This window comes from Serratia ficaria, from assembly GCF_900187015.1.
GTDB classification, from domain to species: Bacteria; Pseudomonadota; Gammaproteobacteria; order Enterobacterales; family Enterobacteriaceae; genus Serratia; species Serratia ficaria.
The window spans coordinates 1,095,202-1,121,511 of sequence record NZ_LT906479.1 but is presented as its reverse complement, the minus strand read 5'-3'; the positions used below and the strand labels follow the sequence as shown (position 1 = coordinate 1,121,511).

At 59.6% G+C, this 26,310-nt stretch carries 27 protein-coding genes; 11 read left to right on the top strand and 16 right to left on the bottom strand.

The window, feature by feature from the left end:
* Positions 1-8: 8 nt before the first annotated feature.
* Together CKW09_RS05255 and CKW09_RS05250 are read right to left on the bottom strand one after the other, a co-directional pair.
* Positions 9-2,120: a TonB-dependent siderophore receptor gene (locus CKW09_RS05255; protein WP_095095987.1), complete on the bottom strand. Its 2,112-nt coding sequence runs from the start codon at positions 2,118-2,120 to the stop codon at positions 9-11.
* Complete coding sequence (locus tag CKW09_RS05250) at positions 2,113-3,228, bottom strand: ABC transporter substrate-binding protein (RefSeq protein ID WP_095095985.1); 1,116 nt, start codon at positions 3,226-3,228, stop codon at positions 2,113-2,115. The genes CKW09_RS05255 and CKW09_RS05250 overlap by 8 nt, the downstream gene beginning before the upstream one ends.
* A gap of 212 nt (positions 3,229-3,440) precedes the next feature.
* Between CKW09_RS05250 and CKW09_RS05245 the strand changes: the two genes are divergently transcribed.
* On the top strand, positions 3,441-3,902 hold the full coding sequence (locus tag CKW09_RS05245) for a GNAT family N-acetyltransferase (protein ID WP_095095982.1): 462 nt from the start codon (positions 3,441-3,443) through the stop codon (positions 3,900-3,902).
* Here CKW09_RS05245 and CKW09_RS05240 read toward each other — a convergent pair whose 3' ends face one another.
* Both CKW09_RS05240 and CKW09_RS05235 read right to left on the bottom strand, forming a co-directional pair.
* Entirely contained in the window at positions 3,903-4,460 is a 558-nt protein-coding gene (locus CKW09_RS05240; protein ID WP_061796192.1) for a class I SAM-dependent methyltransferase, read from the bottom strand.
* Between the two features lie 244 nt (positions 4,461-4,704).
* Entirely contained in the window at positions 4,705-4,989 is a 285-nt protein-coding gene (locus tag CKW09_RS05235; protein WP_061796191.1) for a YdgH/BhsA/McbA-like domain containing protein, read from the bottom strand.
* A gap of 310 nt (positions 4,990-5,299) precedes the next feature.
* Between CKW09_RS05235 and CKW09_RS05230 the strand changes: the two genes are divergently transcribed.
* Positions 5,300-6,475 (top strand): low temperature requirement protein A, encoded by a 1,176-nt coding sequence (locus CKW09_RS05230; RefSeq protein ID WP_095095979.1) that lies wholly within the window; start codon positions 5,300-5,302, stop codon positions 6,473-6,475.
* 31 nt (positions 6,476-6,506) lie between these two features.
* Here CKW09_RS05230 and CKW09_RS05225 read toward each other — a convergent pair whose 3' ends face one another.
* A complete protein-coding gene (locus tag CKW09_RS05225) occupies positions 6,507-7,868 on the bottom strand; it encodes an esterase-like activity of phytase family protein (protein ID WP_095095976.1) in 1,362 nt (453 codons plus the stop codon).
* A gap of 445 nt (positions 7,869-8,313) precedes the next feature.
* Between CKW09_RS05225 and aqpZ the strand changes: the two genes are divergently transcribed.
* Positions 8,314-9,009, top strand: a complete 696-nt coding sequence (aqpZ, locus tag CKW09_RS05220) for an aquaporin Z (RefSeq protein ID WP_061796187.1) — start codon at positions 8,314-8,316, stop codon at positions 9,007-9,009.
* A gap of 58 nt (positions 9,010-9,067) precedes the next feature.
* Here the strand turns inward: aqpZ and CKW09_RS05215 are convergent, their stop codons facing one another.
* The gene (locus CKW09_RS05215) at positions 9,068-9,838 is read right to left on the bottom strand and encodes a class I SAM-dependent methyltransferase (RefSeq protein WP_061796186.1); all 771 of its coding nucleotides are present in this window, start codon (positions 9,836-9,838) and stop codon (positions 9,068-9,070) included.
* Positions 9,839-9,955: 117 nt separating this feature from the next.
* Between CKW09_RS05215 and CKW09_RS05210 the strand changes: the two genes are divergently transcribed.
* The 3 genes from CKW09_RS05210 (at position 9,956) to CKW09_RS05200 (ending at position 12,249) form a co-directional block, all read left to right on the top strand.
* The gene (locus tag CKW09_RS05210; RefSeq protein WP_061796184.1) at positions 9,956-10,759 is read left to right on the top strand and encodes a helix-turn-helix transcriptional regulator; all 804 of its coding nucleotides are present in this window, start codon (positions 9,956-9,958) and stop codon (positions 10,757-10,759) included.
* Positions 10,760-10,867: 108 nt separating this feature from the next.
* Positions 10,868-11,611 carry a DUF2076 domain-containing protein gene (locus tag CKW09_RS05205; protein WP_061796183.1) on the top strand — a complete coding sequence of 248 codons (744 nt, stop codon included), beginning with the start codon at positions 10,868-10,870 and terminating at the stop codon, positions 11,609-11,611.
* Between the two features lie 89 nt (positions 11,612-11,700).
* Positions 11,701-12,249: a GNAT family N-acetyltransferase gene (locus tag CKW09_RS05200; protein WP_095095973.1), complete on the top strand. Its 549-nt coding sequence runs from the start codon at positions 11,701-11,703 to the stop codon at positions 12,247-12,249.
* Here the strand turns inward: CKW09_RS05200 and CKW09_RS05195 are convergent.
* From CKW09_RS05195 to CKW09_RS05170, 6 genes are all read right to left on the bottom strand, one after another.
* The gene (locus CKW09_RS05195; protein ID WP_061796181.1) at positions 12,240-12,491 is read right to left on the bottom strand and encodes a hypothetical protein; all 252 of its coding nucleotides are present in this window, start codon (positions 12,489-12,491) and stop codon (positions 12,240-12,242) included. The genes CKW09_RS05200 and CKW09_RS05195 overlap by 10 nt on opposite strands.
* Positions 12,492-12,577: 86 nt before the next feature.
* A complete protein-coding gene (locus CKW09_RS05190) occupies positions 12,578-13,030 on the bottom strand; it encodes a thiol-disulfide oxidoreductase DCC family protein (protein ID WP_095095970.1) in 453 nt (150 codons plus the stop codon).
* A 70-nt stretch (positions 13,031-13,100) separates the two neighbouring features.
* Complete coding sequence (locus CKW09_RS05185) at positions 13,101-13,436, bottom strand: hypothetical protein (protein WP_061796178.1); 336 nt, start codon at positions 13,434-13,436, stop codon at positions 13,101-13,103.
* Between the two features lie 258 nt (positions 13,437-13,694).
* Positions 13,695-14,864: a type I restriction endonuclease gene (locus tag CKW09_RS05180; RefSeq protein WP_095095967.1), complete on the bottom strand. Its 1,170-nt coding sequence runs from the start codon at positions 14,862-14,864 to the stop codon at positions 13,695-13,697.
* Positions 14,865-15,251: 387 nt separating this feature from the next.
* Positions 15,252-15,878, bottom strand: coding sequence for an isochorismate family cysteine hydrolase YcaC (gene ycaC, locus CKW09_RS05175; protein ID WP_061796177.1), 627 nt, complete (start codon positions 15,876-15,878; stop codon positions 15,252-15,254).
* Between the two features lie 122 nt (positions 15,879-16,000).
* Positions 16,001-16,882: a pirin family protein gene (locus tag CKW09_RS05170; protein WP_095095964.1), complete on the bottom strand. Its 882-nt coding sequence runs from the start codon at positions 16,880-16,882 to the stop codon at positions 16,001-16,003.
* Between the two features lie 125 nt (positions 16,883-17,007).
* On the opposite strand from CKW09_RS05170, the gene CKW09_RS05165 reads away from it, so the two are divergent.
* Positions 17,008-17,916 (top strand): LysR family transcriptional regulator, encoded by a 909-nt coding sequence (locus CKW09_RS05165; RefSeq protein WP_061796174.1) that lies wholly within the window; start codon positions 17,008-17,010, stop codon positions 17,914-17,916.
* A gap of 251 nt (positions 17,917-18,167) precedes the next feature.
* On the top strand, positions 18,168-18,785 hold the full coding sequence (locus CKW09_RS05160; RefSeq protein ID WP_095100020.1) for a hypothetical protein: 618 nt from the start codon (positions 18,168-18,170) through the stop codon (positions 18,783-18,785).
* A gap of 15 nt (positions 18,786-18,800) precedes the next feature.
* Here the strand turns inward: CKW09_RS05160 and CKW09_RS05155 are convergent, their stop codons facing one another.
* From CKW09_RS05155 to pagP, 3 genes are all read right to left on the bottom strand, one after another.
* Positions 18,801-19,064 (bottom strand): putative hemolysin, encoded by a 264-nt coding sequence (locus CKW09_RS05155; protein ID WP_061796172.1) that lies wholly within the window; start codon positions 19,062-19,064, stop codon positions 18,801-18,803.
* A 52-nt stretch (positions 19,065-19,116) separates the two neighbouring features.
* Positions 19,117-19,605 carry a DUF2501 domain-containing protein gene (locus CKW09_RS05150; RefSeq protein ID WP_061796384.1) on the bottom strand — a complete coding sequence of 163 codons (489 nt, stop codon included), beginning with the start codon at positions 19,603-19,605 and terminating at the stop codon, positions 19,117-19,119.
* A gap of 139 nt (positions 19,606-19,744) precedes the next feature.
* The gene (pagP, locus tag CKW09_RS05145) at positions 19,745-20,338 is read right to left on the bottom strand and encodes a lipid IV(A) palmitoyltransferase PagP (protein ID WP_174524344.1); all 594 of its coding nucleotides are present in this window, start codon (positions 20,336-20,338) and stop codon (positions 19,745-19,747) included.
* An 830-nt stretch (positions 20,339-21,168) separates the two neighbouring features.
* Here pagP and CKW09_RS05140 point away from each other — a divergent pair.
* The gene (locus CKW09_RS05140) at positions 21,169-22,848 is read left to right on the top strand and encodes an alpha-keto acid decarboxylase family protein (protein WP_095095961.1); all 1,680 of its coding nucleotides are present in this window, start codon (positions 21,169-21,171) and stop codon (positions 22,846-22,848) included.
* A 53-nt stretch (positions 22,849-22,901) separates the two neighbouring features.
* Here CKW09_RS05140 and CKW09_RS05135 read toward each other — a convergent pair whose 3' ends face one another.
* Positions 22,902-24,017, bottom strand: coding sequence for a DUF1615 domain-containing protein (locus CKW09_RS05135; protein ID WP_095095958.1), 1,116 nt, complete (start codon positions 24,015-24,017; stop codon positions 22,902-22,904).
* 398 nt (positions 24,018-24,415) lie between these two features.
* Here CKW09_RS05135 and tehB point away from each other — a divergent pair, with 398 nt between their 5' ends.
* Both tehB and leuE read left to right on the top strand, forming a co-directional pair.
* Positions 24,416-25,276, top strand: a complete 861-nt coding sequence (tehB, locus tag CKW09_RS05125; protein ID WP_095095955.1) for an SAM-dependent methyltransferase TehB — start codon at positions 24,416-24,418, stop codon at positions 25,274-25,276.
* 300 nt (positions 25,277-25,576) lie between these two features.
* The gene (leuE, locus tag CKW09_RS05120; protein ID WP_061796167.1) at positions 25,577-26,215 is read left to right on the top strand and encodes a leucine efflux protein LeuE; all 639 of its coding nucleotides are present in this window, start codon (positions 25,577-25,579) and stop codon (positions 26,213-26,215) included.
* Positions 26,216-26,310 lie beyond the last annotated feature (95 nt).

Sequence of the window (26,310 nt, the reverse complement as noted above, 5' to 3'; positions counted from 1 at the left end):
CCGGCGGACTAGAAATCGATGCTGCCGCGCAGCACCACCTCGCGCGGTTCCCCTACCGCCACGCGCAAATTGCCGCCGCTGGAAGGGTAATACGTCTTGTCGAACAGGTTTTTCACGTTCAGCTGCCATTTCACCCGGTAACCGTTGATCGGCATAGTATAGGCGGCGAAGGCGTCGGCGACGGTGTAGTTGCTCAGATAGAAGCTGTTGGCGGCGTCGCCCGGGCGGCGGCCCACGTAGCGCGCGCCGGCGCCGATGCGCACCTCGTCGCCGCTGTACAGGCCCGGCGATCCCAGATTCTGCGTCAGGAACAGCGAGGCGGTATGGCGCGCCACGTTGGTCATTTCCTTGCCTTTATTGTCCGGATCGTCCACCACCCGCGCGTCGGTATAGGCATAGGAGCCGATCAGGCTCAGCGAATCGGTGAGGTTGCCGGCCACGTCCAGCTCCACGCCCTGCGAACGCACGCGGCCGGCGGTGCGGGTGACGGTTTCGCCATCCACCAGTTCGCTGACCATCACGTTGCGTTTGGTGATGTCGAACAGCGCCAGGGTGCCGGTAACGCCGTTCGGCAGCGCTACCTTGCCGCCCACTTCCCAGGACTTGCCCTGTTCCGGCGGCAGCGAGCCGATCTGGGTGGCGATGGAAGAGTTCGGCTTAAAGGATTCGGTATAGCTGCTGTACAGCGAGACGTAAGGCGTCAGCTTGTACACCACGCCGGCGCGCGGCACCAGCTTGCTGTCCGAGCTGTCGGTATTGGTGACGAACGGCCGCCCCTTGCCGGCGAACACGTCGAAGGTATCGTAACGCAGGCCGCCCATCACCAGCCATTTGTCGGTCAGTTGAATGGAGTCCTGCATGAACCAGCCGTAGCTGGTGAGATTTTCGCGCTGGTCGCTGTCGGCCGCGCTGACGCTGGTCGACGCCGGCATCAGCCCATAGACCGGGTGGTAGATGTTGAAATCGCTGTTTTTCTTGCCGCGGATCATATCGCCGCGGTAAGTGCGGTTGTCTTCGAAGTCGAAGCCGAACAGCATCTGGTGATTGACGCTGCCCCAGTCGAGGTCGCCGTTGAGCGTCAGCTGCACCGCATTGGCGTGGCTGACGGCGTTGGCGGTCGCGTCGGCCTGGCGCGTCAGCACGCCGGTTTCCGGGTTCAGCGCCGTGGCGCGCGCCTGATTGTCGCTGTAGCTGTTGCGGCTGTAGGCATAGGTCAGCGAGCTCTTCCAGCTTTCGTTCAGCACCCGATCAATCTGCAGGGTGACGCTGTCCTGATCGCCGCGGGTGGCGTTATAGCCTTCGTCGAAGCGGCGGTCGCGCGGCGTATTCACCGGCTTGCCGGTGCGCGAATCGATAATGGTGCCGCGATCGAACGGCACCAGGTATTCCATATGTTCGTAAGCGAGGCGCACGGTGGTGCTTTCGCCGTACCACATCAGCGAGGGCGCGATCACCGTCTGGCGGTTGCGGCCGAAGTTGCGCCAGTAATCGGTCTCGTCGTGATCGACTATCATCCGGTAGGCGAAGCCGGAGGTGCCGAGCGGCCCGGTCACGTCGAGCTGGCCGCCGCCGCCGTTGAAACTGCTGCCCCAGCCTTCCACATGGGTATGCTGCTGCAGCTGCGGCTTCTTGGTGATCATGTTGATCATCCCGCCCGGCTCGCCCATGCCGTAGAGCATCGAAGCCGGCCCCTTCAGCACCTCAACCCGTTCGGTGGTCGGGGTAAAGTTGCGCGCCTGCACCGAACGCACGCCGTCGCGCAGGATCGAGCCGTCGCGGTTATCGCCGAAACCGCGCTTCATCACGGCGTCCTGGGTGCCGCCCAGCGTATTGGCCTGGGTGATGCCGCTGACGTTGTACAGCGCCTCATCCAGACTGTTGACCGCCTGATCGGCAATCACCTGCGGCGGCACCACGTCGATGGCCTGCGGCACGTTCAGCAGGTAGGTTTCGCTGCGGGTGCCGGTAACGCTGGTCAGCGGCTGATAGCTTTGTACGCCGTCGGCGTCTTGCTGGCCGACCACCTCCAGGGTTTCCCCTTTCTCCGCCGCGATCGCCGGCGCAACCGCACAGGCCGCCAGCGGCAGTGCGCTCAGCCAGCGACGCTTGTTGTTATTCATTATCTAACTGACTCCAATAGGTCCCTGAAAAAGGTAACGGCAAAAACTGTTGGTACAACTGGTTGAAGGTCTGCTGCGGGTTGAGGTCGGCAAACAGATCCGGATAAAAAGTTTTGGCGAACATCTCAACCGCCACCACGTGGTACGGGCTGAGATAAAAGTTGTGCCAGATGCTCCAGGCCTGGCGGTTTTGCACCGCCCGCAGGCTGCCGAGCAGCGGCTGTTTGGCCATCAGCTGGCGGAAGCTGGCGTCGGCGTCCCGCTGGGTGACCAGCGGCCCCAAACGCAGGTCGGAGACCCGCTTGCCCTGCGGCCCGGCCATGCCGGTGGCGATATAGATATCGGGGTTGGCGGTCAGGATGGTTTCCGGGTTCAGCTCGCCGTACACCCCTTTGATGCTGGCGGCGGCGATGTTATCGCCGCCGGCGAAGGCCAGCAGATCGCCGAGGTTGCCGTGCGCGGCGGTGGTGCAGCAGGTGGCGCGCCGCCCCAGATGCAGATGCAGCATCACCTTGGGCTTCGGCCCCTGATAGCCCGCCAGCCGTTGTTGGATCACCGCCATGTGCTGCTGATAGAAACGGATGAACCGTTCTGCGCGCTGCTGACGGTTGAGCACCTCGCCCAGCAGCCGCACGCTGGGCACGGTGTTGTGCAACAGATCGATGCGCAAATCGACGTAGATAGCCGCAATGCCAGCCTTGCTGAGCGCCTGCAGCAGCAGATCCTGGTCGCCATCTTCCCGCGCATAGCGCGCCAGGATCACCAGATCCGGCTTCAGCTGCAGCAGGCTCTCGATATTGACCTGGCGGAAGTTATTGCCGCTGATGACAGGGATGGCGGCGATCTGCGGAAACTTTTGCGTATACAGCTGCCAGCTTTGCGCGTCGTAGCGCGCCAGATCCGCCGGCCAGCCGACGATGCGCTGCGCCGGATTGCCCGGCTCCAGCAAAGCCAGCGTGTACAGCATGCGGCTTTCCCCCACCACGATGCGCTGCGGGTTGTCCGGCACCGCCACCTGCCGGCCGGTAATGTCGGTGACCGTTTTCGCCAAGGCGGGGAAAAGGCCAAACAGCAGGGAAAGCAGCAGGAAAATGAGGGGATTGCGCATGATTGAGCCAAGACGTAAAAAACAGTCTGCGCATGATAATCACTCTCATTGGCACTTTCAATCGCAACCCATGCCTGCGCGATGAAATCTGTTGAATCACGCAGTTTCAGCGCAGATGCATGCAAAACCGCTGCTATTGCGGCTTTAAAAAGTTAAAAAACCGGTGTGAAAACCGCTTAAATAGACCCGAGCGTTAAAAACAGGAGGTGTGCATGAGCCTACGTATTATCCCGCTGACCGAGTGCCCGCAGTTTGCCGACGTTTGCGCCGCCTGGGCCTTTGGCGAATGGGGGTCGCAACGCGGCGGTTCGCTGGACCGCACCCGGCAGCGCTTCCTGCTGTGCGCCCAGGCAAGCGAAGACCACCTGACGCTGATGGCCGTCGACGGCGAACGCCCGCTGGGCATGGCCAGCCTGTGGCCAAGCGACGATCGTCAGCGCATGGACCTGTCCCCCTGGCTGGCCGGGGTGTTTGTGCATCCGCATCATCGCCGGCGGGGCATCGCCCAGCAGCTGGAAGCGGAAATCGTGCGGCAGGCGCGCCGGCGCCATCACCCCCTGCTGCACCTGATCACCGACAAATCCGAGGCGCTGTATGCCGCCTGGGGCTGGCGGCCTATCGAGCGCAGGCGACAAGATGACGGCGAAGTGGTGGTGATGGAGAAAATACTGTAGCTAGCGCGGGGTGCAGATATACACCAACGCCGGCGGAAAGTTGCGCACCACCCGCACGCGTTTCCAGTGGAAGTAGCGCGACAGCAGCTTTTCCGACAGATGGCTGTACTGGAACAGCACCAGCGTGCCGCTGCGCGCCAGCAAGCGCCGCCGCGCCTGCTGCAGAATGCGTATGCTGATCCTGATCGGGATCGACAGCAGCGGCAGGCAGGAGAACACCACGTCGTAATCGGCCTCCATTTCCTCCGCCGAGCGCGCCATCACCTGCAGCCGGCGATCGTCGATATTGCGCAGCCGATGCACGAAGTTGGGCTGGATCTCAAACGCCTCCAGCGCGGCATCGGCCCGCATGCGCCCCAAAATACGTTTGGTGAGCACGCCGTCCGCCGCGCCCAGCTCTGCGATCGACAGCGCCCGGGTCCACTCGACCTGATTCAGCATCGCCTGGCACAGCCAGGGCGAAGAAGGCGCCAACGTGCCAATGGTGCGCGGTGAAGCCATAAACTGCTGGAGATAGGAAAAGTGGTTCTTCAGTTGCAGCCGGGTCGCATTTAACATTAGGGCCTCCTGGGGTTGAGACCCCTCAATCTGAGCCTAATTTCTTAAGTATTCATTAACATGATTCCGAAAGCGACCGACAGAGTTGTAATAAAATGCAACCGTCCGCAGGCAGACAGCAAGAAAAACGGCCGTAATAATCACCCGAAAATAAGCCGATAATCGCTTATGGTCAGATTATTATTACAGCCGTTTATTTTATTGACCGCGTTAATGCGGTTAGCAATATAGCGCCACGCGGGAATTAACGATAAATTTCCGCATTGCCGCGCCAGTTGCTGGAATCCCCGGGGGTGTCCAGACCGATAATACGGTAATGGCTGGCGCCGTCCGCCGCCGCTTTTTCTTTCAGCGCGTGGATCGCGTCAGCCGGTGAACCGCTGACGCCGGAGATCGACACCACGCCGATGCTTTGCAGATTGCTGGCCTGCTCGCTGTTGACCTGCTTTACCGACGACAGCGGCGCGGCGAAGGTGGAAAACGAAGCGGCGGCAATCAGGACTGCTGCGATGCTGGGTAATAGTTTCATGATTGACTCCAGATGTTTTTGTTTATTAGCTCGTGGTCAGTGATGTTAATTATCAGCTAATTAATGAAAACGGACGTCATGCAACGTAAAGAACATCAATCATTGTGAGGAAAATAAGGAGGAAGTGCGTGCGGGTGTGTCTTAATTAATGCCGGGGGCGCCGTATGATTGAAACCTTACCCCTAATTTATGAAGAATTAAAGACGGTTTGGCGCAAAGCGCGAACCTGACGCGATTTTAAGATTTTTTACCCGCCGCGCGCCGCTGAGCTACGCTGTTTCTGTGACTTATCACTTCAGGAAGAACGCTTATGTCGCAAGCCTTACTGCGTGTGCGCGATGGTCGTGGCGCCTCGGTTTCGTTCTCGGAACTGCTCTTCGACCTGATCTACGTTTTTGCCGTTACCCAGCTTTCCCACTATTTGCTGCATCACCTGACGCCCACCGGCGCGCTGGAGACGCTGCTGTTGTGGTTCGCCGTCTGGCTGGCCTGGCAATATACCGCCTGGGTCACCAACTGGTTTAATCCGGATACCCGCCAGATCCGCCTGTTGCTGTTCGCCATCATGCTGCTGGGGCTGTTCGCCGCCTCGGCGCTGCCGCAGGCGTTTGGCGAGCGCGGGCTGATTTTCGCCCTGTTTTACGTGGCGATCCAGGTCGGGCGCTCGGCGGTGGTGCTGGCGCTGCTGGAACACGGCCATCCGCTGAAGCAAAACTTTCGGCGCATTCTCGGCTGGCTGTGCATCGCCGCGGTATTCTGGATCGGCGGCGGGCTGGCGGAAGGCCATGCCCGCCTGCTGCTGTGGGCGATCGCCGTACTGTGCGAATACGTTTCACCGATGTTCGGCTTCCGCCTGCCGGTGCTGGGCCGCTCCGACAGCGGCAGCGAATGGACCATCGAGGGTCACCATCTGGCGGAACGCTGCCAGCTGTTCGTGATCGTCGCGCTGGGGGAAACCATTCTGATCACCGGCTCCACCCTGAGCGAAATGGACGCCTGGAGCGCGCCGACGCTGATCGCGTCGCTGGTGGCCTTTATCGGCAGCCTGGCGATGTGGTGGGTGTATTTCGACACCAGCAGCAAGGCCGGCAGCCACGCCATCAGCCAGGCGGAAAACCCCGGCCAGCTGGGCGCCTATTTCCACTATGTGCACGTGGCCCTGGTCGGGGCGATTATCGTCTGCGCGGTGGCCAACGAACTGGTGATCGCCCATCCAGACGGCAGGGTGCAAAACGCCACGGCGGCGGTGCTGATCCTCGGCCCGGCCATCTATCTGCTGGCCAATGCGTTGTATAAACGGCTGGTGTACCGCCGCTTCCCGCTGTCGCACCTGGTAGGGTTGATCGCGCTGGCGCTGCTGGCACCGGCCGCCTATCTCACCGATCTGCTGATGGTCAACGGCCTCACCACCTTGATCATGGTGGGGGTCGCGGTGTGGGAGAGCGTTTCGCGCGGCAGAACGCCGCGCGCCGGGGGCGGTGCCTGAGCTTGACGGGGGCATTGCCCCCGCCATCAGGTTACTTCAGCGCCTGGGGCAGCGTCAGCACCCAGAGTTCGCTCAGCGATTCCGGCTGCTCCAGCGGCCGCAGTTCGATGCGGCTCGGCACCTTTTCGCCCTCCAGCCGCAGCTGGCCCTGCTCGCCCAACTGGTAATCACCGATTTTCTTGCCCTGCGGCTGCGGATCAATCAGCCTGGCCTGCAGGCCGAAATCATTGTCGTTGATCACCGCCAGCGTGCGATCGTCGATTAACGCCAGCCCTTCCACCTTCTCCTGGCGCCAGCCCAGTTTGCGCAGATCGGCCACTTGCCGTTTTTGCGCCAGCTTCACGCCGCGCCTGGCCAGATCTTTCGCATCATCGAACTCCAGCGCCTTGCCCTGGCCGTCGAATTTGCTCAGGTCGCTGGCCTGAGCGAGATCGACCAGGTAGATCTTGTTGATCATCTGCCGGTCTTTATTCGTGCCCTGCTCGATCAATAAAATACGCTGATTATCCAGCGCGACGATGTCGCCAATCTTGGCGTCCTTGGCTTTCTTGTAGCTGTCGACATCGATCGGGTAACCGTACATGGCGGTCTTGCCGCTGGCCGGATCGAAACTGACCAGCCGGGTGAACTGCGCCTTGTTCTTGCTTTTGCCGTCGACGTCCAGCGTGCTCTGCACCGCCGCCAGAATGCGGCCGTCCGGCAGGCGGGTTAGCCCTTCAAAGCCGCGGTTCGGCTGGCGCCATTTGATGATGTTCGGCAGGCCGCCGGCCACCGCCTGCTCGCCCGGCTGCGCCGTCGGGCCATATTTGGCGAGGATCTTGCCCTTGCCGTCGATATGGATCAGGAAGGGGCCATATTCATCGCACAGCCAGTAACCGCCCTGGCCGTCGCCGACAATCCCCTCGGTATCCAGGCCGCGGCGGTCGCTCGGCAACCTTTGCAACGCATCGCTCAGCGCCACTTCATTGGTGCTGCCGATCAGCTCCGCCGGCAACGGCAGCCCGCCGATCGGCCCCCGCTCATCATGCAGCGGGCGCGGGTTGCCTGCGGTGGCTTTGCCGCCGCCGATGCGGATATCCATCAGCAACGGGACAAACTGCGGGTTGGCGAAAATTTTCGCTTCCCGCTCACCCACCTTCGGCGCATCGGCGTTGGGGCCGCGATCGGTTAACGTCGTCAGCAGCAAATCTCCCCCCTGCCTGCCGTTGAACACCAGGCCGGAGCCGATCCCCACCGGCAATCCCTGCGGGAAATTTTTGGCGAACTCACCCTGATAACTGACGCGCTCGCCGCCGGGAAAGCTGACGACGTAGCGCGCCACCGCGATGTCTGCGGCATGGGAAAACACGGGAAACAGCGCGGCGATGAGCAGCGAGGACAATTTTATTTTCATGGTTCCTGCTTAAGCGGTGAAGGAGAAATAAGTAACTTGCCAAGGTATTAATCTAGCATGACATTTTGATGACAGCGGCGCCCCCGCCGGCGGCGTGAGCAGCATTATCCGCGCTGGCAAATCGGAATGAGCAATTAACCGCAATAAATTGAATGGGGAAAACGAATGGAAAATTATTGTGAATAGCCGCGACGATCGGCACCAATACATCGCCTTCTCTGGCTTAGGGTAAATTCTTATATGAAAGACAAAAAAAGCGGCAATCGCGCGCCAGCAAAGCGAAAATCAGTGGTTTTCGCATAGACAAAATAAATCGTTGAGGATTTAATACCGACCGTTATTCAAGGTGCATTAAGAAAATTCTATAGAAACCTGCATTAATTGAAAAAGGGTTCTATAGTTTTTAGTGCTAACGCCCGTTAGTATTTTCCGTGGGATGGAATCTATGTCAAAGCGACTTTTTGCTGAATTTTTTGGTACATTTTGGTTGGTGTTCGGTGGTTGCGGCAGCGCTGTATTAGCCGCGGCATTTCCACAACTGGGTATTGGTTTTCTCGGTGTAGCGCTCGCTTTCGGCCTTACCGTGGTTACCATGGCCTATGCCGTTGGCCATATTTCTGGCGGGCACTTTAACCCGGCAATTACCGTGGGGTTATTCGCCGGCGGCCGTTTCGCGGCTAAAGACGTTATTCCTTACGTTATTGCGCAGGTGATTGGCGGTATTGCCGCCGCCGCGGTGCTGTATTTGATCGCCAGCGGTAAAGCAGGATTTGATGTCACCGGCGGCGGCTTTGCTTCCAATGGTTACGGCGAACATTCGCCGGGCGGATATTCGCTGCAATCCGCAATCGTTATTGAATTGGTGCTGACCGCATTCTTCCTGATCGTTATTCACGGCGTTACCGATAAGCGCGCGCCGGCGGGATTCGCGCCATTGGCCATCGGCCTGACGCTGACGCTGATTCACCTGATCAGTATTCCGGTTACCAATACTTCAGTTAACCCGGCGCGCAGCACCGGCGTGGCGATCTTCCAGGGCACCTGGGCATTGCAACAGCTGTGGGTGTTCTGGCTGGTGCCGTTGGTCGGCGGCGTTATCGGCGGCCTGATTTATCGCTGCCTGCTGGAAGACAAAAAGTAATTCAGGGGTATTCGATCACCTTTAGCAGGGCAGCCCTTATCGGCTGCCCTGCTGTTTTTTAGCCCTTCACCGCTTCAAACATCATGATGTCGCTGGTAAAAGATCCGTCCGGCTGGATGGCGAAATGCCCGGCTACTTCGTCGGACGCCGCCTGCTGCAGCGCGCGGATCGCCGTAACGAAATGCTCCGGGGTGCGCATGCGCGCCACCCAACTGCTGAACTCCAGATACAGCCGATCGGAAGTCACCTCCCGCACCACCAGCCCGGCCTCGGTCAGCAGCGCCAGCCATTCGCCGGGGGCGTAATTGCGTACGTGCGAGGTATCGCGCAGCACTTCGACGGTCTGCAGGTAAATATCCAGCAGCGGATGCCCGGGCGACACCACGTCCATAAAGATCGCTTTGCCGCCCGGCTTCAGCACCCGTTTGACTTCGCGCAGCGCCCGGCCCACATCGTGCCAGTGGTGAGCGGAATAACGGCTGATCACCACCTCGAAGCTGGCGTCTTCGAACGGCAACGCCTCCGCCACGCCCTGCTGCAGCTGAATATTGGCCAGGCCTTTGTCCGCCGCCGCCTGGCCGACCACCGCCAGCATCTGCGCCGACAAATCGTAGGCCATCACCTGCGCGACCCTGGCCGCCGCCGTGAAGCTGGCGTGCCCGGCGCCGCAGCCCAGATCGAGCAGCCGGGCTTCGGCATGCGGCTCCAGCAGGCGCGCCAGGCGCTGCAGATCCTGCCCCTGCGCATGTACCGCGCTGGTTAAATAAGCGTTGGCTTGTTCGCCAAACTGACGGTCTACCGCATTTTTATGGCTGTGGCTGATGCTCATGTTTGCTCCTGTTATTGTCGGGCTTGCGCCTGTGCCGGCTGGCATTCAGCTACTATAATCAGGGTAATATACGGGTACAATATAAGCAGTTATCCTAGTATCTACAGGTACCACGCTATGCAATCCGAAGCCTTATCCGGGCCAAAAGCCCTCGGCGCGTTCCTGCGCGCGCACCGCGAACGCATCACGCCGGAGATGCTGGGGCTGCCCAGCGCCCCGCGTCGCCGCACCAGCGGCCTGCGCCGCGAAGAACTGGCGCAAATCAGCGGCATCAGCGCCACCTGGTATACCTGGATAGAACAGGGCCGCGAGGTGTCCATCTCTCCCTTCACCCTGGCGCGCATCGCCAAGGCGCTGCGTCTCGGGCACGCTGAGCGGCACTACCTGTTCACCCTGGCGCGGGTGGCCGACCCGGAGCAGGAACAACATCAGGAGACGGCCGACAGCGCGGTGCTGCAAAGCGTGCACCAGATGACGGTGCCCTGTTACCTGCTGGACCCGACCTGGAATATCGTCGCCTGGAACCCGCAGGCGGAAGCCTTGTTCAGCGGCTGGCTGGGCCAGGCCAACACGCCCAACCTGTTGCACTTCATGTTCTTTCACCCGCTGGCGAAAACCCTGGTCCGCGACTGGGAAGATCGCGCGCGGCGGATCGTGGCCGAGTTCCGCGCCGAAACCAGCCATCATCAGAATACCGAGGAGATGCGCGCCCTGGTGCGCAATATGACCCACAACAGCGAGGCCTTCAATCGCTGGTGGAAACAGCACGACGTGCTGGCGCGCGAGGGCGGCGAGCGGGCGTTCGAGCACCCTCAGCAGGGGCCGCTGCGCTATCGCCAGCTGACCTTCCACCCGGCGGAAAACCCCAGCCTGAAGCTGGTGATGCTGATCCCTTTGCCGCAATTGGTAACAAATTCATAGACAGGTTTACCCAGCATTTATTTATTGGTTCATATAAACGCGCTAGGGTGATCGCTGCCGATGATAGTTATCATCCAGTACCAATATTCATCTCCTAGAGGTAATCCTATGCAATCCGAAGAACAACGTCTTATTGATGGTCTGTTTGGCCGCCTGAAAGAAGCCGAGACCAAGACGGGCCCGAGGGATCTCCAGGCAGAGCAGCAAATCAACCAGCACATCCGCGAGCAGCCCTCCGCCCCTTACTATATGGCGCAGGCGATGATCATTCAGGAAGCGGCGTTGAAGCAGCTGGATCAGCGGGTTAAGGATCTGGAGGCTCAGATTGCCCAGCTGCAGCAAAACGGCCATGGCCAACAGAGCAGCGGCGGTTTCCTGGCCGGCCTGTTCGGTGGCGGCAGCCGCAGTGCGCCAAGCCCGCGCGAGCAACTTCAGGCGCAGCAACAAAACAACGCGGCGTGGAACGGCCAACCGCAGGGGGGTTATGCGCCGCAGCAGCAGCCGGCATACGCCCAGCCGCAGCAGGCGGCGCCCTCGCGCGCCGGCGGCTTCCTCGGCGGCGCGTTGCAAACCGCAGCCGGGGTGGCCGGCGGGGTGGTATTGGCCGACATGCTGACCGGCATGTTCCGCCATTCGCAGCCGCAGGAGATCGTTAACATCATCGACGAAACGCCGGCGCCGGTGGACGACAGCGCGATGCGTAATTTCGACGCTTCCAACAATCTCGACACCTTCAACAACGGCGACGGCAGCTTCCTGAACCAGGATAACGGCTTCCAGAACGCGGACTATCAGAACGACGACTCTGATTTCGCCGACGACTACAGCGACGACGACGATTCGTTTATCTGACGATCCTCCCCTCCTCTCGGGGAGGGGTTTCCCGCCCCGCCTGTCTGGTCTACAGTTAACCCTGTCCATTCATCCAGTCAGGGAAAACCATGCCCGCATTTATCCCGTCACAGCCCGTTGTCAGCGCACGCCTGCTGATGCGCCCGCCTGTCGCCGCCGATTTCGCCCGCTACTACGCCATTTACGGCGATCCGCAAACCCAACGCTTCAACCCGGCCGGCCCGCTGACCGACCCGGAGCAGGCCCGGCACATTTTTACCGAGCGCGCCAATCGCTGGCAGCAACGGGGCTACGACTCCTGGGCGATCGCGCTGCGTGAACAGCCCGAACGGGTGATCGGTTTCGGCGGACTATCCTGGAAGCCGCTCGGCGCGCAGCGCACCGTCAACCTGGGCTATCGCTTCGACACCCGGGTATGGGGCATGGGGTTGGCCACTGAAATGGCGTTGGCGGCGCTGAAATTTGGTTTCGAGGGGTTGGGGCTGGATGAAATTTCCGCCGTGGTGCGGGAAAACCACCGGGCCTCACGGCGCGTGCTGGAGAAGGCGGGATTGCATTTGGTGGATACGCTGAACGACGTGCCCGGCGCGGCGCCAAGCCTGGTATATACGCTGATGCGCAGCGACTATCAGGGCTGATCGTCGCCGATTTTCGCCAGCGCCATGCGGTAAGATTTGACCTTCCGCCGCTTTTTCAGCCAGGTGGTGCCGGCAACGAGAGCGATGGCGCCGGACATGGTCAGCACGCCGATCGGATGGCCGTAAAATACCATCAGAATAAAATACACCGCGGACACGATCGCCACCCACTTCGCCGCATTGCCCACGGCATTTTTTTCCTGGGTTAGACGGCGGATCCGCTCTTCTTCACTGATTCCCATACGCGCTCCTTGTTGGCTGAACGTTTCATTATATGGGGGCAGACTGCTGATATTTCAATCGATTAAACGGTAAAGAAGCGTAAAGCTCACCCCGGCGGATCGCCGCGCCGCCCGAGATAACGCCCCGGCTGGTCAGCGCCGGGCAAGGCCGTGCCGTCATTGCGGCCAAACAGCCGGTAGCGATTACGCGCGACGGCGTTATAGACGCCATCGGCCAAACGCGTCGGCAGAAAACGCGCCGACGCCAACAGCCGCCAGGGCCAGCCAAGCTGGCTCAGCGCCCGAAAAAACGCCGCCGATCGCAGCCAGTGCCCGCGTTGATCAACATACAGGATGGAATCGAACCGCTCGGTCGGCAGCCCGCACCGCCGCAGGATAGCCTGGCCCTCGGCAGACTGCACCGTAGCCAGCAGGATGCGCCGGTGAGCATCGGCGCGGACTAAAAATCTCACCAGCCCGTGGCAAAGATTGCATTCGCCGTCGAACAGCAGCAGCCGATCGTCGGGCCGGAGATAACGGGTGAGCGGTGGGGAATTCATCCTGCCTCCTGAGCGATGGAGATCTCAGCCTAGCGCGCATTGCGCGCCGGGGCCAGCAGGATGGAGACCGTTAAGCTTTCGGCGGTGCCGGCGGCGCATCAGGCACCGCCACCACAGAGACGCGCACCTCATAGTGCTTGGCGTTGCCGGCCGGGATCACCGACGTCAGCTTGTTGATGGTTTCGACCGGATTATCGCTGGCCGAGGTGGCGCAGAACAGTTCTCCGCCGTGACAGAAGCCGGGCTTAGGCGGGTGCCCGCCGGGGAAAGGCGGCAGGTGCGGCCCCTGCCCTGCGGACGGCGGCGCATTGTGGGCCTCCGACGCCGGAGCGGACATCGCTCCCGCGCTGAACAGCATCGCTGCGCCGAGGAATGGCAGAGTCAGAACTTTAATGGCGTGTTTCATGTTATTAGCCTCATTGACCGGAATTGGCTCTAACCTACCCCGCCGCCGGTCAATGAGAAAGGCGCTTTTCGGCACCTTTTCATCCTGATGATCTTTGCTTACATCCCGGGGTTAACGTGATGAAAGGCTAAGGATTTTGTAAGAGTTATGGCCATATCTTTCAGCGCGTACGCCGAGCCAACCGGAAGGCTACAAGGATCAAGCTCCCGCGGCTGATATGAAACAGCAATCGCAGAAGCCCATCCTGCCAAGTACAATCTAACTACCTGGCTTGTCTTTTTTCTTCTGCCTGAAGTTTTCGTCATCAGTACAGTAATGATAAGAATCAATGATCAACCCAGTCAATCGCAAGATATTTTCTGGGCGATCGATGATGATATGCCCCCCAGCGGCAAGCTCCAGACCTGCCCGGGTGATTTCCGCGTGCCGGGCATCATTGATCTCCAGCGGAAGTAAAATTGTGGGCCGTTGCTTATTGTCGAAGTAACGCAAGATCCATCGCGTCGTTTTGCCTTGAAACAGAATACTGTAATAGCTCTCGGTATCTTTGGCGCTGAGATCGGCTTCGCCACCCAGGATCATCGCTACATTATCGAATAGCGCCCTTTCAGCGTAGGTCGTCACTATTTTGCTGTTTTCTGGATCAATAATGGGGGCTAAGGGATCAGGTTGGTTCACATCGCCACTTTCCGAAGCCAATCCCGCTGCGTTTTCCGTAGTCACTGACAGCCCGGAAACGACCATCGCACTAACGGCTTTTTCGACTGCAAGACGCACCAACGGAGTGATTGTTTCAAGAAAACGCTGGTTCAGTTGGCGCTGTACATTGGAACGATTCGCTACATACCTGACAAAATCCAGGTCAACATCTCTTAAGCTGGCGCTAATTGTTTTTGTAAACGATGTCAGATAGATACTTTCTTCCGCCAAAGTTCTCAACGCTTCCGGTTGGAACTGGTCATGTCTGAATCTATAAAGTTGTTCAATATCAGAATCATTTAAATCACTAAAATCTATCTTCAAAAATGGCGCATCATCCATGATGTTTTTATCTTTCAGATCGGTGAAGAATCTCCACTCTTTGCCATTCGTTATCGCGGAAACCGTCACTTCTGGGGTGGCGTTAAAATAACGAGAAAGTTGAGGGCTGTGGTTTGTTAAATTTTGGCTGAAGGACTTGGCTTCGATAAACATGACCGGGACCGCATGGCAAAAAAGAGCGTAATCCACTCGTTCACCAACCTTTACCCCAGGGAAATCAGCGCCATACTCAGCTTTGACCTTCGTGGGATCATAGGGGTGAAAACCCAGTGTTTCTAATAACGGTAAAATTAGCGCCTGCTTGGTCGTTTCTTCCGTATTGCAATGCTGCCCTACCGAGGCCACATGATGAACATGAGCCTTAAGTTTATCTCTGAATGCATTCATTACTCATCCCTCTTGCTGTGTCGAAATGCTGTAGTCTTAATTTCTTATGTCCATACACCTTGTTTACAAAAAAACAGGTGAGAACAATAAAACCTGTTTTATTTATTAAAATTTTTCTTAAACATGAGTTATATAGCAGATGGCATTGGCTAAATCAAAACCAGATGGAAAAGTCTGACAACAAATCACAAAGAGCAAAAAGATATATTGTTACCTAAAGAAATTTATAGCTAATCAATCATTGAAGTAATTGATAAAATTCCAGAATGATTCTTGGCAGGGGAAAATGCGGAGATTGAAAATACGCGAATAAAGACAAGCTGTTAGCGGAGACAACGCAGATTTTTATCTAAAGAGTGGGGCAACTGAACGTTGCCCCGAACAACATTACTTGCCGCCGGTCAGTTGGCCGTAGCTGGTCATCAGATTGCGGTAATCCGGGATATGGTTGGAGAACAGCGCCCCCAGGCCTTCCACATCGTTGCGCCAGTCGCGGTGCAGCTCGCAGGCCACGCCAAACCAGGTCATCAGCTGTGCGCCCGCCGCTTCCATGCGGCTCCAGGCCGACTGCCGCGTCAGCTCATTGAAAGTGCCGGAGGCATCGGTGACCACAAACACCTCGAAACCTTCGTTGAGCGCCGACAGCGCCGGAAACGCCACGCACACTTCGGTAACGACGCCGGCGATAATCAGCTGTTTGCGGCCGGTGGCCTTGACCGCCTTGACGAAGTCGTCGTTATCCCAGGCGTTGATTTGGCCGGGGCGCGGAATAAAGGGGGCGTCGGGGAACCGAGCCTTCAGCTCCGGCACCAGCGGGCCGTTCGGGCCGTTCTCGAAACTGGTGGTCAGAATGGTCGGCAGGTTGAAATACTTCGCTAAATCACCCAGTGCCAGCACGTTGTTTTTAAAACGATCGGGTTCGATATCACGCACCAGAGAAAGCAGCCCTGCCTGATGATCCACCAGCAATACGGCGGCCTGATCCTTGTCGAGGCGTTGGTAATTTGCAGCCATGGTTTACTCCTGTGGGGGTTTGATTGTTGCGGTTGTGAATGCCCCCGGCCGCAGGGCCGGGAGCACGAGGTTTAACTGTAGCGCCAGGCCCGGAGCTCGTCTCCCGGGCCGGGTTTTCGCGCTTAGCCGGCGTCGGCTTCAACCGCCATGCTGCCGAACTTGCCGCCGTTGAAGTCGCGGAACGCCTGCTGGATTTCCGCGTCGCTGTTCATCACGAACGGCCCGTAGCCGACGATAGGCTCGTCGATCGGTTCACCGCTCAACACCAGCAGCGCGACGTCGTTGTTGGCTTCGATAGTGACCGAATCCCCCGCACGGTCGAACCGCACCATTTGGGTTTCACGCACCACTTCCTCGCCGTTGACCAGGATGGCGCCGTGCAACATCACCAACGCCAGCGTATGGCCTTCCTGCACCCGCAGGGTGGTGGTATGGCCGGCGTTCAGCTTCATATCCCAGACGTTAAGCGGGCTGAAGGTGCGCGCCGGGCCGGCCTGGCCGTCGAAGTTACCGGCTATCACCCTGACCTGGCCGGCGCCATCCGCCAGCGGAACCACCGGGATGTCGGCGTTCAACAGCGTCTGGTAACCCGGCGCGGCCATTTTGTCCCTGGCCGGCAGATTGACCCACAGCTGCACCATTTCCATGGTGCCGCCGTTGCGCGAGAAGTCCCGGGAATGGAATTCTTCGTGCAGAATGCCGGACGCGGCGGTCATCCACTGTACGTCGCCGGGGCCAATCACCCCGCCGCTGCCGGTGGAATCGCGATGCTCCACTTCCCCCTGATAAACGATGGTCACCGTTTCAAAGCCGCGGTGCGGGTGTTGGCCCACGCCACGGGTGCCGGAGGCGGAGCGGAATTTAGTGGGCGCCGCATGATCCAACAGCAGGAACGGGCTCATTTCCGCCCCCAAATCGTTATAGGAGAACAGCGAATTCACCAGGAAACCGTTGCCGACCCAATGGGCTTCAGGGCTGTTGTAAATACCGAGGATCTTTTTCATCTTGAACTCCTGTTTCAGGTCTCACGACCTTACGTTGATGGCAGAAGTTTAATCCAGCGGGGTTTGCTGCAGTAGTAGGCAAGATGTACACTCAGCGTTCTATTGGTAGAACGATGGGAGCGAAGATGTTCACCGATCTGAATGACCTGTTTTTCTTCGCCAGCGTGGTCGATCACCAGGGGTTCGCCCCCGCCGGGCGCGCCCTGGGCATTCCCAAATCCAAACTCAGCCGCCGCGTGGCGCTGCTGGAGGAACGGCTGGGGGTGCGGTTGATCCAGCGTTCGACGCGCCGCTTCTCCGTGACCGAGGTCGGGCAGAACTATTACGCGCACTGCAAGGCGATGCTGATCGAGGCGGAAGCCGCCCAGCAGGCGATTGAGCAAACCCGCGCGGAGCCCTGCGGCACCGTGCGCATGTCTTGCCCGGTGGCGATCCTGCATACCCGCGTCGGCAGCATGGTGGCGGCTTTTATGGCGGATTACCCCAAGGTCACGGTGCATCTCGAGGCCACCAACCGGCGGGTAGACGTGGTGGGCGAAGGGTTGGATCTGGCGATCCGCGTGCGGCCGCCCCCGCTGGAAGACAGCGATCTGGTGCTGAAAATACTGGCGCAGCGCAGCTGGTGCATAGCCGCCAGCCCGGCGCTGGTGCGCACTCTCGGCCCGGTGCAGCAACCGGACGATCTGCGCAGGTACCCGACGCTCGATCTCGGCCCGGCGCGCGCGCAACACCTGTGGCGCCTGACCGGGCCGCAGGGAGAAAAAATGGAATGGGAACATGCGCCGCGGCTGGTGACCGACGACATGCTGATGCTGCGCACCGCCGCCATCGCCGGCGCCGGGATCGTGCAGCTGCCGTCGATGATGATGCGCGACGACATGCTGCGCGGCGAGCTGGTGCAGCTATTACCCGGCTGGCAGCCGCAGGGCGGCGTGGTGCACGTGGTCTATCCGTCGCGCCGCGGCCTGCTGCCGGCGGTGCGGCTGCTGCTCGACTATCTGGGGCAACGCTTCGCCGACATCGAAGAAGAGTAATCAGGCGGTGATTTCGATGGCTCTGGCGTTCGGAAAGCCGCCGGCCTCCCGAGCGTTCCGGCGTCTTGCCGGCAATACCCGGCGCATCAATGAATGCTCAAGCGCTCAATGACGCACGCAAACGTCCGAAACCGTACAATTATTTTCGCTGAAGAAAATACCGATGAGGGATTTTAGCCCGCGAGATGTTGGCTATACTGAGGCAAGCAACGTTACCGTAGACGTAACGTCTTGGGCGCTAAGGGAAAATGATGTTATCGACAATCGCAAGGTGGCTGTTTCAATTACCGGGCAGGCTGTTTGGGCTGATTCTTAAAAATCGCCTGACGATTTTTATCTTCTTCATGCTGGTGGCCATGGGAGTGTTCAGCGGTAAACGCTATCTGCGCGCTCATCAGCATGACGACGAAGCGGTGGCCACTTCACCCACCGATTACAACCGCGCCATCAGGCGCGAAATGCCGCTGCGCGAAGCCCGCGAGCAGTGCGGCGGCCCGCTGCACGACAACGCCGGGCAAGCCTGGCCAGCGTCGGCCGGCTATCTGCATCAGCCGGAACGCCCGCCGGCCGGCCACGCGCATCGGCTGACGCTGGACAACCAAGGCAACGATTTCGCGGTGTTGGTCAGGCTGGAAACGCCCGCGGCGCCGCAGCAGCTGGCGGAGGTGTTCATTCCCGCCGCCGGCAGCTTCGACGTCAAAATCGACTCCGCCGCGGACCACGTGATGAAAATCAAGAACATCAAAAGCGGGTGCAACTTCCGCTCCCGCGCGTTCACCCTGGGCAAAGACAGCGACTGGCGGATGCCGCTCAAGCTGCACGCGAACAGCGGCATCGCGTTCCAGCCCATCAGCGACCGCGAGTTCTGACGCGCGCCGCAGCCGTTACTTCTTCACCGGATGATCGCGGCGGAACAGTTCCCAGCTCTCGATTTCCTGCCCGTTCGGCAAGGTGCAGGTGGAATACTGGCCGGCGGCGTTTTGCCTGGCGTTCAGCTTGCCGCCGATCTCGCTGCAGTACACGTCAGCCGGGTTGGCCATGCCGATCGATTTTACCTGCGGCGGTGGCGGCGCGTCGTTGGTTTTCATGGCGCACCCCTGTAGCGCTGCCGTCCCTGCAAGCAGGGAGATGATCAGAGTTTTTTTCATTTTTCAGCTTATTCAGAATAGAAGGCGGCGGATTGCCCCGCCGCCCGGACAATCAGGAAATAAAGGACTGGCCTTGCTTCAGCACCAGATCGCAGGCTTTTTGCTTCACCTTCTCGGTGATTTGCGAGGTGCCCAGGTTATTCAGATCCAGGCTCTTGCCTTCGCCGGTCTGCAACAGGCCGCCCAGCCCCTGCTGGTAGTCCTGGCTCTTGGCGTTTTCAGTGCCGCTGATGCCCAGCTTGCTGAGCAGTTGGTCTTTCACCCCTTCGGCGCCGTTAGCCGACAGCACGTTGTTTTTGACGCAGTACTGCAGGATGCCGGCGGCGTTGGTCATGCTGCTCGAGCTCAGCGCCTTGTCGCCACCGTTCAGCAGGCCGGTCAGCGAAGACAGTGAAGTGGCGCCGTCGCCGCTGCCCGATGATTTGCTCAGCTCACCGGCTGCGCTGCTCAGAGAATCCATCAGCCCGGCGGCCTGGGATGCGCCGCTGGCCAGGGTTGCGGTCAAGGTCAGCGCCAGCAGTAAACGATGTTTGGTGTTCATGGTGGTAAAACTCCTGTAATAACGGCGTGCAATCAGCGCAATGCGCCGGGTCATTTCCTCCGACGCCGCCAGCGGCGACAAGTTCCTTTTCGCTGGCGATATGGCTGTTTTTCGGAATGTCGGCAATCTTCGCCGCGGATTAAAACTGCCAGCGCAGCCAGGCGAAGAATACGTTGCCGTTGTTATAGGTGCCGGGAATGTAAGTGGCCTGGAAGGTCAGCCGCCGGTAGCCGATGGAGGCCAACGGCAGCGGCGCCGGAATAGGAATATAGTTCCAGTTGTCGCGCGCGGTGACGCTGGCGGTGAACCCCAGCCCCAGGCGGAAATCCTTGTCGTCCAGCGGACGCCAGATCTTCTCGTAGGCATAGCCGCCGATCGGCTCCCACTTGTTGAACGAATCCTTGAACGCCATCAGATAGATGCCGTGCCAGTCGCCGTCGCTGTCGTAGCGGGAAATGCCGTAACCGGCGCCCCAGGGGCGTTCGTTGTACTTATCGATGTGCTCGTCGTCGTAAGTCCAGCGGTTGTGCCAGGTGATGGCCGGTATATAGAGGTCGTGATTGGGCGAGTTGTTCCAGGTCTCCGCCACGTTGTCGGTGAAACGCTGCCAAAGACCCGGTTTTTCAGCCTGCGCGGCGTTGCTATTTTCTGCACCAACCTCAGCGTAAGAAGGCAGTGTAGGAAATATCAACGCCAGAGAACATGCCAAAATAGTCCGTTTGAAAAACATCATAAAGCTCCTGTAAAAAATACGGCCGGGGATTCTTGCCGATTGGCCGGGCAAGATCAAGCTGTATCTAATTTATCCAATGCGCCGTTGTCACTTGGTTAAGTTTAGCCGCTGTGCCGCCCCGGCAGGTTCCGGGCGCCAGCCTACCGCCCGCGCGCAGGGCCGTCTGTCGGAAAACTCCGCATTGCCGGCGTCGCCGCGCGTAGCGAAAAGTTTACGTTCGGCGCGGCGCATTATGTGATGGCCAACACGTTATGTCGGCGGCCTGCCGCGCGCTTTTCAGCCTTGGCTGGGCGCCCCGCCGCCCGCGGGCGTTGTAAAGTTGCAATGCCATCGCCAGCGCCGGCCGCGCTCGCAATTGTTAATTATTTGTTCACACAAGGTTGCGCATTGGTGCCGTGCGATTTTTTGCCGTTCCGCGCTTAACGTTATTTTTGCCATGCCGCCAAACGACGGAGCTCGCCGGCGGGGATTTAACCGCCCAGCAAAAGTACCGGCGAGTCATACGCCCGTCGTTATGCTGCCCGGCACTCAGCCATTTCTTGCGCCAATCAGCCGCAAATGAAAAATACCATGGGCCTGCAACCGCAAATAACCTCACGTTTAATGCAGGAAAATAACGCCGTAAACCGCCGGATACGTTCGGCTATTTTGCCGCCTGCCCGGTGCGGCTTGAACAACCCCGCGGTTTAAATAACTGTTAAAGCTAACGTGAACGGCCCTCACCTGCATCAGGGCCGCGTCGATGAATTACCGGCAGCACAACATCGCCAGCAATTTATTTTGCTGTTTTTCGCCTGAAAAAATAAAAGATAAATAATCCGGAGCAATCAATGAAAATAACTATCGGGTCATTCATTCTGCAACAACTTCGCACCCTGAATATCGATCGCATCTATGGCGTGCCCGGCGACTATAACCTGAGCCTGCTGGAATTGCTGGAACGGGACGAACGGCTGGCGTTTATCGGCAACTGCAATGAGCTGAACGCCTCCTACGCCGCCGACGGCTACGCCCGGCTGAGAGGCGCCGGGGCGTTAATCACCACCTATGGCGTAGGCGATCTGGCGGCGCTGTCCGGCATCGCCGGCGCCTACGCCGAGTCTGCGGCGGTGGTGTGCATTTCCGGCACGCCGCCGCTGCACGCGATGAAAAATCATCAGTTGCTGCACCACACCCTGGCCGACGGCAATTTCGACAACGTGATGAACTGTTTTAAGCAATTCACCGTCGCACAGGCGTTAATTACGCCGGAAAATGTAGCGCAGGAAATTCCGCGGGTTATTTCCCGCGCCTGGATAGAAAAAAAGCCGGTCTATTTGCAACTGCCCTCGGATATTTGCGAGGTCGAAATTGAGCTTGCCGCCGCCCCCACGCCGCCGCAGCTGCCGGCCAGCGATAAATACAATGTGCAGTTGGCCGCCATGGCGCTGCTGGCGCGCATCAAACGCGCGCAGCGCCCGATTATTCTGGTCGATCAAATGGTGGATCGTTATCGGCTGCAGCGGTTGGTGATCGCGGTGGCGCACCGCTTCGGTATCCCATTGACCAATATGCCGACCGCCAAATGCATCATTCCGGAAACCACCGCCGGCTGGATGGGCGGTTACAGCGGCAATCTGTCGCGCCCCGAGCTGTATGAACATATGGCTCACGCCGACTGCGTGCTGAGCTTTGGCGTGCGGCTGGTGGATTCCACCACCGGGTATTTCTCGCACCAAATCCCCGCCGCCGCCCAGGTGGATATCCAGCCGTTCTCAATGAAGCTGGATAACACCTCCTACCCGGCGGTAGCGGCGGCGGACCTGCTGCAGGCGCTGCTGGAACTGGACGAGGAGCCGGCAGCCAGCCCGCAGGCGCCGCTGCCCAACCCGCGCGACAAGCTGGCCACGCCGGGCGACGCGGCGCTCGATCAGGCCTATTTCTGGCAGCGGATGCAGCGCTTCATTCAGCCTGATGACGTGCTGGTGGTGGAAAACGGCACTTCGGGCGCGGCCATCGGCGGCATGCGCATGCCCGACGGCGTACAGGTGGTCAATCAGCCCATCTGGGGCTCGATCGGCTATACCCTGCCGGCGCTGCTGGGCGCCATGATGGCGGCGCCGGAGCGTCGGCACCTGCTGTTTATCGGCGACGGCTCCTTCCAGCTGACCGCCCAGGAAGTCTCCACCCTGCTGCGTTGCGAACAAAAGCCGATCATCTTCCTGATCAATAACGACGGCTACACCATCGAACGCTATATCCTCGGGGAAAGCGCGTCTTACAACGACATCGGGCCCTGGGACTACGCCAGACTGCCGGCGGTATTGAACACCGGCGCCAAACCGTTCAGCGTAGCGGTGGAAACCACCCAGCAGTTGGAGATGGCGCTGGAACACGCGACGCGTCAGGACAGCCTGACGTTTATCGAAGTGAAAGTGCCGATGATGGATACCCCGCCGGTGATGAAAGAGTTCTGCAACCGCTGCAATAGCTTCAACTTCGGCCTGACCAACCCGCGCCGCAGCGCATAGCGCCATTGCACCCTGAGCGGTGAACCTTATCACTCAGGGCACGCCGCTCTCGTTTAACCGCCGGCGCGCGCCATGCAGCGCTGCCGCCGCTCATCCACCCGCTTGGCGAACCAGGCGGTGGTCAGCTTGCGGGTGATTTTCGGGCTTTCCAGCTGGATGCCCGGCAGCATCTCGCGCGGCAATTTACCGCCGGTGGTTTGCTCCGCCAGCGCATAAACCCGTTCATACAGGCTGGTATCGGCAAAGTCGAGCCGATCGCCCTTTTCCAACGCCCGCCGAATGCTGGAGTCGCTCATGTCCAGCCGTTTGCCGAGGGTGCGCGCCGCCAGCTCGGTGGAGCCGGGCTTGTCGGTGCCGTAGTTGATCAGGTCGCCGTCCAGCGCCAGCGGAATGCCGCTCGCCCGGCTGACCGCGCTCTGGAACGCCGCATTGCGGCTGGCGTACCAGCCGGCGTTGAAATCGGCGAAGCGGTAAATCGGCCGGCTGTAGTCGGCCGGATAGCCCAACAGATGCGCGATGCCGAAATACATGCCGCCGCGGCGGCTGAACACTTCACGGCGGATCGAACCGTCGACCGGATACGGGTACCCTTTCGCATGCGCTTCGGCGAAGGCGATGCTCACCTGCATCGGGCCGCCGGTATGCACCGGATTCAGCTTGCCGAACAACGTTTGCCCCATCGGCACCCGGTTGATCATGTCATCGAAGATATCGCTCAGGTCTTTCTCGGTGCGCACCTTGTCCAGCCGTTCGCTGTAGCTCTTGCCGTTCGACGATTTGATCAGCAAGGCGGTGTGCACCAGGAAGTTCGGTATATGCAGCTGGTCGGCGCGCCGGTCGATCTCTTTCCAGGCGATTTTCGACAGCCCCGGCACCTGCGGGCTGGCCTGGAAGGTCGACTCCTGTTCGGTAACCGCCAGCACGGAACACAGATTCTCGTTGCTCGGTTCGATGCCCTGGGCGGCGAACGCGGCGGTGATGTCGGTGGCCCAGCCCTGACGATCGCCGGCGTTGGCCGGCATCAGCCGCACCAGCTGCGCCTTCACGTCGGCGGGGCGCGCCGCAGGGGAAGTGGGGGTGGTTTTACTGGCACAACCCGCCAGCACCAGCAGCGCGGCCAGGCTCAGCGGGCGGAAGAGTTTGGATTGAGTCACACGGCGTAATGGCATCTTTTCCCTGATCGTTATGCATAGGCTGCAGTGAAGTTAGCCCAGCCGGCGGGCACAATCCAGTTTAAATATGCCGCCGCCCACACATAGGCTAGTCTGTAAAAGGAAAATAACTCAAGGAATAACAAGATGATCGAACTCAGGGAAATGACGGAGCAGGAGCGCGAGCGCTACCGCGCGGGCGGCGGGGGCGCAATACGCCGAGCTGACGGTCTTCAACGATAATCCGACGGCGGCGCGGCTGTACGCCCGTCTCGGTTTCAGGGCGGTCACTACCCGCATGCGGCGGCGGCTATAAGCCGCTTTCATGATTTCAGGCATGTTCAAGGCGCATTAAAAGATGTATTTTATATGCATCATATTAAATCGCTTTGACCGCCAAGCTTGAGGAGAGCGTTATGGATCAGCTGCTTTGTTATAAAACCCTGCCCGAATGGGACGCCGCCACGCTGCCGGAGGCATTTCGCCAGCGGCATAACACCCAAAGCGGCACCTGGGCGAAGCTGACGCTGCTGAGCGGCAGCCTGACCTTCGCCATGATGACCGAAGACGGCGCCACCCGCGAAACCTGGCAATTCAGCCCGGCAAGCCAGCCGCCGTTTATCGAGCCGCAGCAGTGGCACCGCATCGTCGCGTTCTCGGACGACATGACCTGCCAACTGGCGTTCTACTGCTCGCCGGAAGATTACTACCATAAAAAATATGAGCTTACGCGCACCCACTCCGAGGTGATTGAGGCCGCAGCGCGCATCGCGCCGGGCAAAGCGCTGGATCTGGGCTGCGGCGGCGGGCGCAACTCGCTGTATCTGAACCTGAAAGGCTTCGACGTCACCGCCTGGGACAAGCACGCGCCGTCGATTGAACGCCTCAACCAGATTATCGACGCGGAACGGCTGTCGAACCTGAACGCCGGCGTGCGGGACCTCAATACCCAGCGTTTCAGCGGCGAGTACGACTTCATCCTCTCTACCGTGGTGCTGATGTTCCTCGATCGCCGGCAAATCCCGACTATCGTGCAAAACATGCAGGACAGCACCCGCCGCGGCGGCCATAACCTGATCGTCGCGGCGATGGACACGCCGGACTACCCTTGCCCGCTGCCGTTCCCCTTCACCTTCAAACCGGGAGAGCTGAAGAACTGTTATCGCGATTGGGAAATTCTCAAGTACAACGAGGAGGTGGGGCAGCTGCACAAGACCGACGCCGCCGGCAACCGCATCTCCCTGCGTTTCGCCACGCTGCTGGCGCGCAAGCTATAAGGCGCCGTGGGATATCCCCCACGCGGCGCCTCATTCATCCGGTTGTCACCTCGCGCGCCCCGCTCCGGCCGGCGCCCCCCTCACAGAGGGGGCTGTCGGTCGGCTTTTTCATCATCCGTTTCTCACGGCGGCTTATCGGTGTTGAGCAGCATGGCCGCGGGGCAGCGCGCTACGACAAATTTCAGCCAACAACATGAAGTTTATTACGTTGCCAACCCGCCTGCACGGCGTTAGGATCGCGGCCGGCCACCGGCGTGGCCAGTGTTTTTGCCTGATTGTTGCGCGCATGGAGAGGTTATTGTGTTAGAGAGTTTTGGCGTCCTGAATCTTTGGACCTATTTAGCCGGAGTGGTTTTCATCATCATCCTGCCGGGGCCGAATACGCTGTACGTGCTGAAAACCGGCGTGTCGCGCGGCGTGCGCGCCGGCTACACCGCCGCGCTGGGGGTGTTTATCGGCGATGCCGTGCTGATCTTCTGCGCCTATATCGGCGTGGCCTCGCTGATCCGCACTACGCCGTTCCTGTTTACCCTGGTGCGTTTCCTCGGCGCAATCTACCTGCTGTTCCTCGGCGCAAAAATCCTCTACGCCACCTTTATCCAAAAGGCGGCGACGCAACAGCAGCAGATTGAAGGCGGCCACAGCATCCTGCGCAAATCGCTGACGCTGAGCCTGACCAATCCGAAGGCCATCCTGTTCTATGTGTCGTTCTTCGTGCAGTTTATCGACTTCAACTATGCGCATACCGGCCTGTCGTTCACCATCCTGGCGCTGATCCTCGAGTCCGTCAGCTTCGTCTACATGACCACGCTGATCTTCTCCGGCGCGATGCTGGCGCACTTCTTCAACCACAAGAAAGGCCTGGCGAAACTCGGCAACGGCCTGATTGGCCTGCTGTTCCTCGGCTTCGCCACCCGCCTGGCGACCCTCAGCTCATAATCCCCCGGCGCCACGGCCGGCGAACGCCGGCCGCTATCGCCAAAGTGTCACGCAGCGCAAACCGAATGTCAGGCAGACCAAAGCCGCTTTTTGGC

Coding starts and splice junctions, on each gene's coding strand:
- CKW09_RS05255 (WP_095095987.1), bottom strand. CDS start 2,120: ATGAATAACAACAAGCGTCGCTGGCTGAGCGCACTGCCGCTGGCGGCC.
- CKW09_RS05250 (WP_095095985.1), bottom strand. CDS start 3,228: ATGCGCAATCCCCTCATTTTCCTGCTGCTTTCCCTGCTGTTTGGCCTT.
- CKW09_RS05245 (WP_095095982.1), top strand. CDS start 3,441: ATGAGCCTACGTATTATCCCGCTGACCGAGTGCCCGCAGTTTGCCGAC.
- CKW09_RS05240 (WP_061796192.1), bottom strand. CDS start 4,460: ATGTTAAATGCGACCCGGCTGCAACTGAAGAACCACTTTTCCTATCTC.
- CKW09_RS05235 (WP_061796191.1), bottom strand. CDS start 4,989: ATGAAACTATTACCCAGCATCGCAGCAGTCCTGATTGCCGCCGCTTCG.
- CKW09_RS05230 (WP_095095979.1), top strand. CDS start 5,300: ATGTCGCAAGCCTTACTGCGTGTGCGCGATGGTCGTGGCGCCTCGGTT.
- CKW09_RS05225 (WP_095095976.1), bottom strand. CDS start 7,868: ATGAAAATAAAATTGTCCTCGCTGCTCATCGCCGCGCTGTTTCCCGTG.
- aqpZ (WP_061796187.1), top strand. CDS start 8,314: ATGTCAAAGCGACTTTTTGCTGAATTTTTTGGTACATTTTGGTTGGTG.
- CKW09_RS05215 (WP_061796186.1), bottom strand. CDS start 9,838: ATGAGCATCAGCCACAGCCATAAAAATGCGGTAGACCGTCAGTTTGGC.
- CKW09_RS05210 (WP_061796184.1), top strand. CDS start 9,956: ATGCAATCCGAAGCCTTATCCGGGCCAAAAGCCCTCGGCGCGTTCCTG.
- CKW09_RS05205 (WP_061796183.1), top strand. CDS start 10,868: ATGCAATCCGAAGAACAACGTCTTATTGATGGTCTGTTTGGCCGCCTG.
- CKW09_RS05200 (WP_095095973.1), top strand. CDS start 11,701: ATGCCCGCATTTATCCCGTCACAGCCCGTTGTCAGCGCACGCCTGCTG.
- CKW09_RS05195 (WP_061796181.1), bottom strand. CDS start 12,491: ATGGGAATCAGTGAAGAAGAGCGGATCCGCCGTCTAACCCAGGAAAAA.
- CKW09_RS05190 (WP_095095970.1), bottom strand. CDS start 13,030: ATGAATTCCCCACCGCTCACCCGTTATCTCCGGCCCGACGATCGGCTG.
- CKW09_RS05185 (WP_061796178.1), bottom strand. CDS start 13,436: ATGAAACACGCCATTAAAGTTCTGACTCTGCCATTCCTCGGCGCAGCG.
- CKW09_RS05180 (WP_095095967.1), bottom strand. CDS start 14,864: ATGAATGCATTCAGAGATAAACTTAAGGCTCATGTTCATCATGTGGCC.
- ycaC (WP_061796177.1), bottom strand. CDS start 15,878: ATGGCTGCAAATTACCAACGCCTCGACAAGGATCAGGCCGCCGTATTG.
- CKW09_RS05170 (WP_095095964.1), bottom strand. CDS start 16,882: ATGAAAAAGATCCTCGGTATTTACAACAGCCCTGAAGCCCATTGGGTC.
- CKW09_RS05165 (WP_061796174.1), top strand. CDS start 17,008: ATGTTCACCGATCTGAATGACCTGTTTTTCTTCGCCAGCGTGGTCGAT.
- CKW09_RS05160 (WP_095100020.1), top strand. CDS start 18,168: ATGTTATCGACAATCGCAAGGTGGCTGTTTCAATTACCGGGCAGGCTG.
- CKW09_RS05155 (WP_061796172.1), bottom strand. CDS start 19,064: ATGAAAAAAACTCTGATCATCTCCCTGCTTGCAGGGACGGCAGCGCTA.
- CKW09_RS05150 (WP_061796384.1), bottom strand. CDS start 19,605: ATGAACACCAAACATCGTTTACTGCTGGCGCTGACCTTGACCGCAACC.
- pagP (WP_174524344.1), bottom strand. CDS start 20,338: ATGATGTTTTTCAAACGGACTATTTTGGCATGTTCTCTGGCGTTGATA.
- CKW09_RS05140 (WP_095095961.1), top strand. CDS start 21,169: ATGAAAATAACTATCGGGTCATTCATTCTGCAACAACTTCGCACCCTG.
- CKW09_RS05135 (WP_095095958.1), bottom strand. CDS start 24,017: ATGCCATTACGCCGTGTGACTCAATCCAAACTCTTCCGCCCGCTGAGC.
- tehB (WP_095095955.1), top strand. CDS start 24,416: ATGGATCAGCTGCTTTGTTATAAAACCCTGCCCGAATGGGACGCCGCC.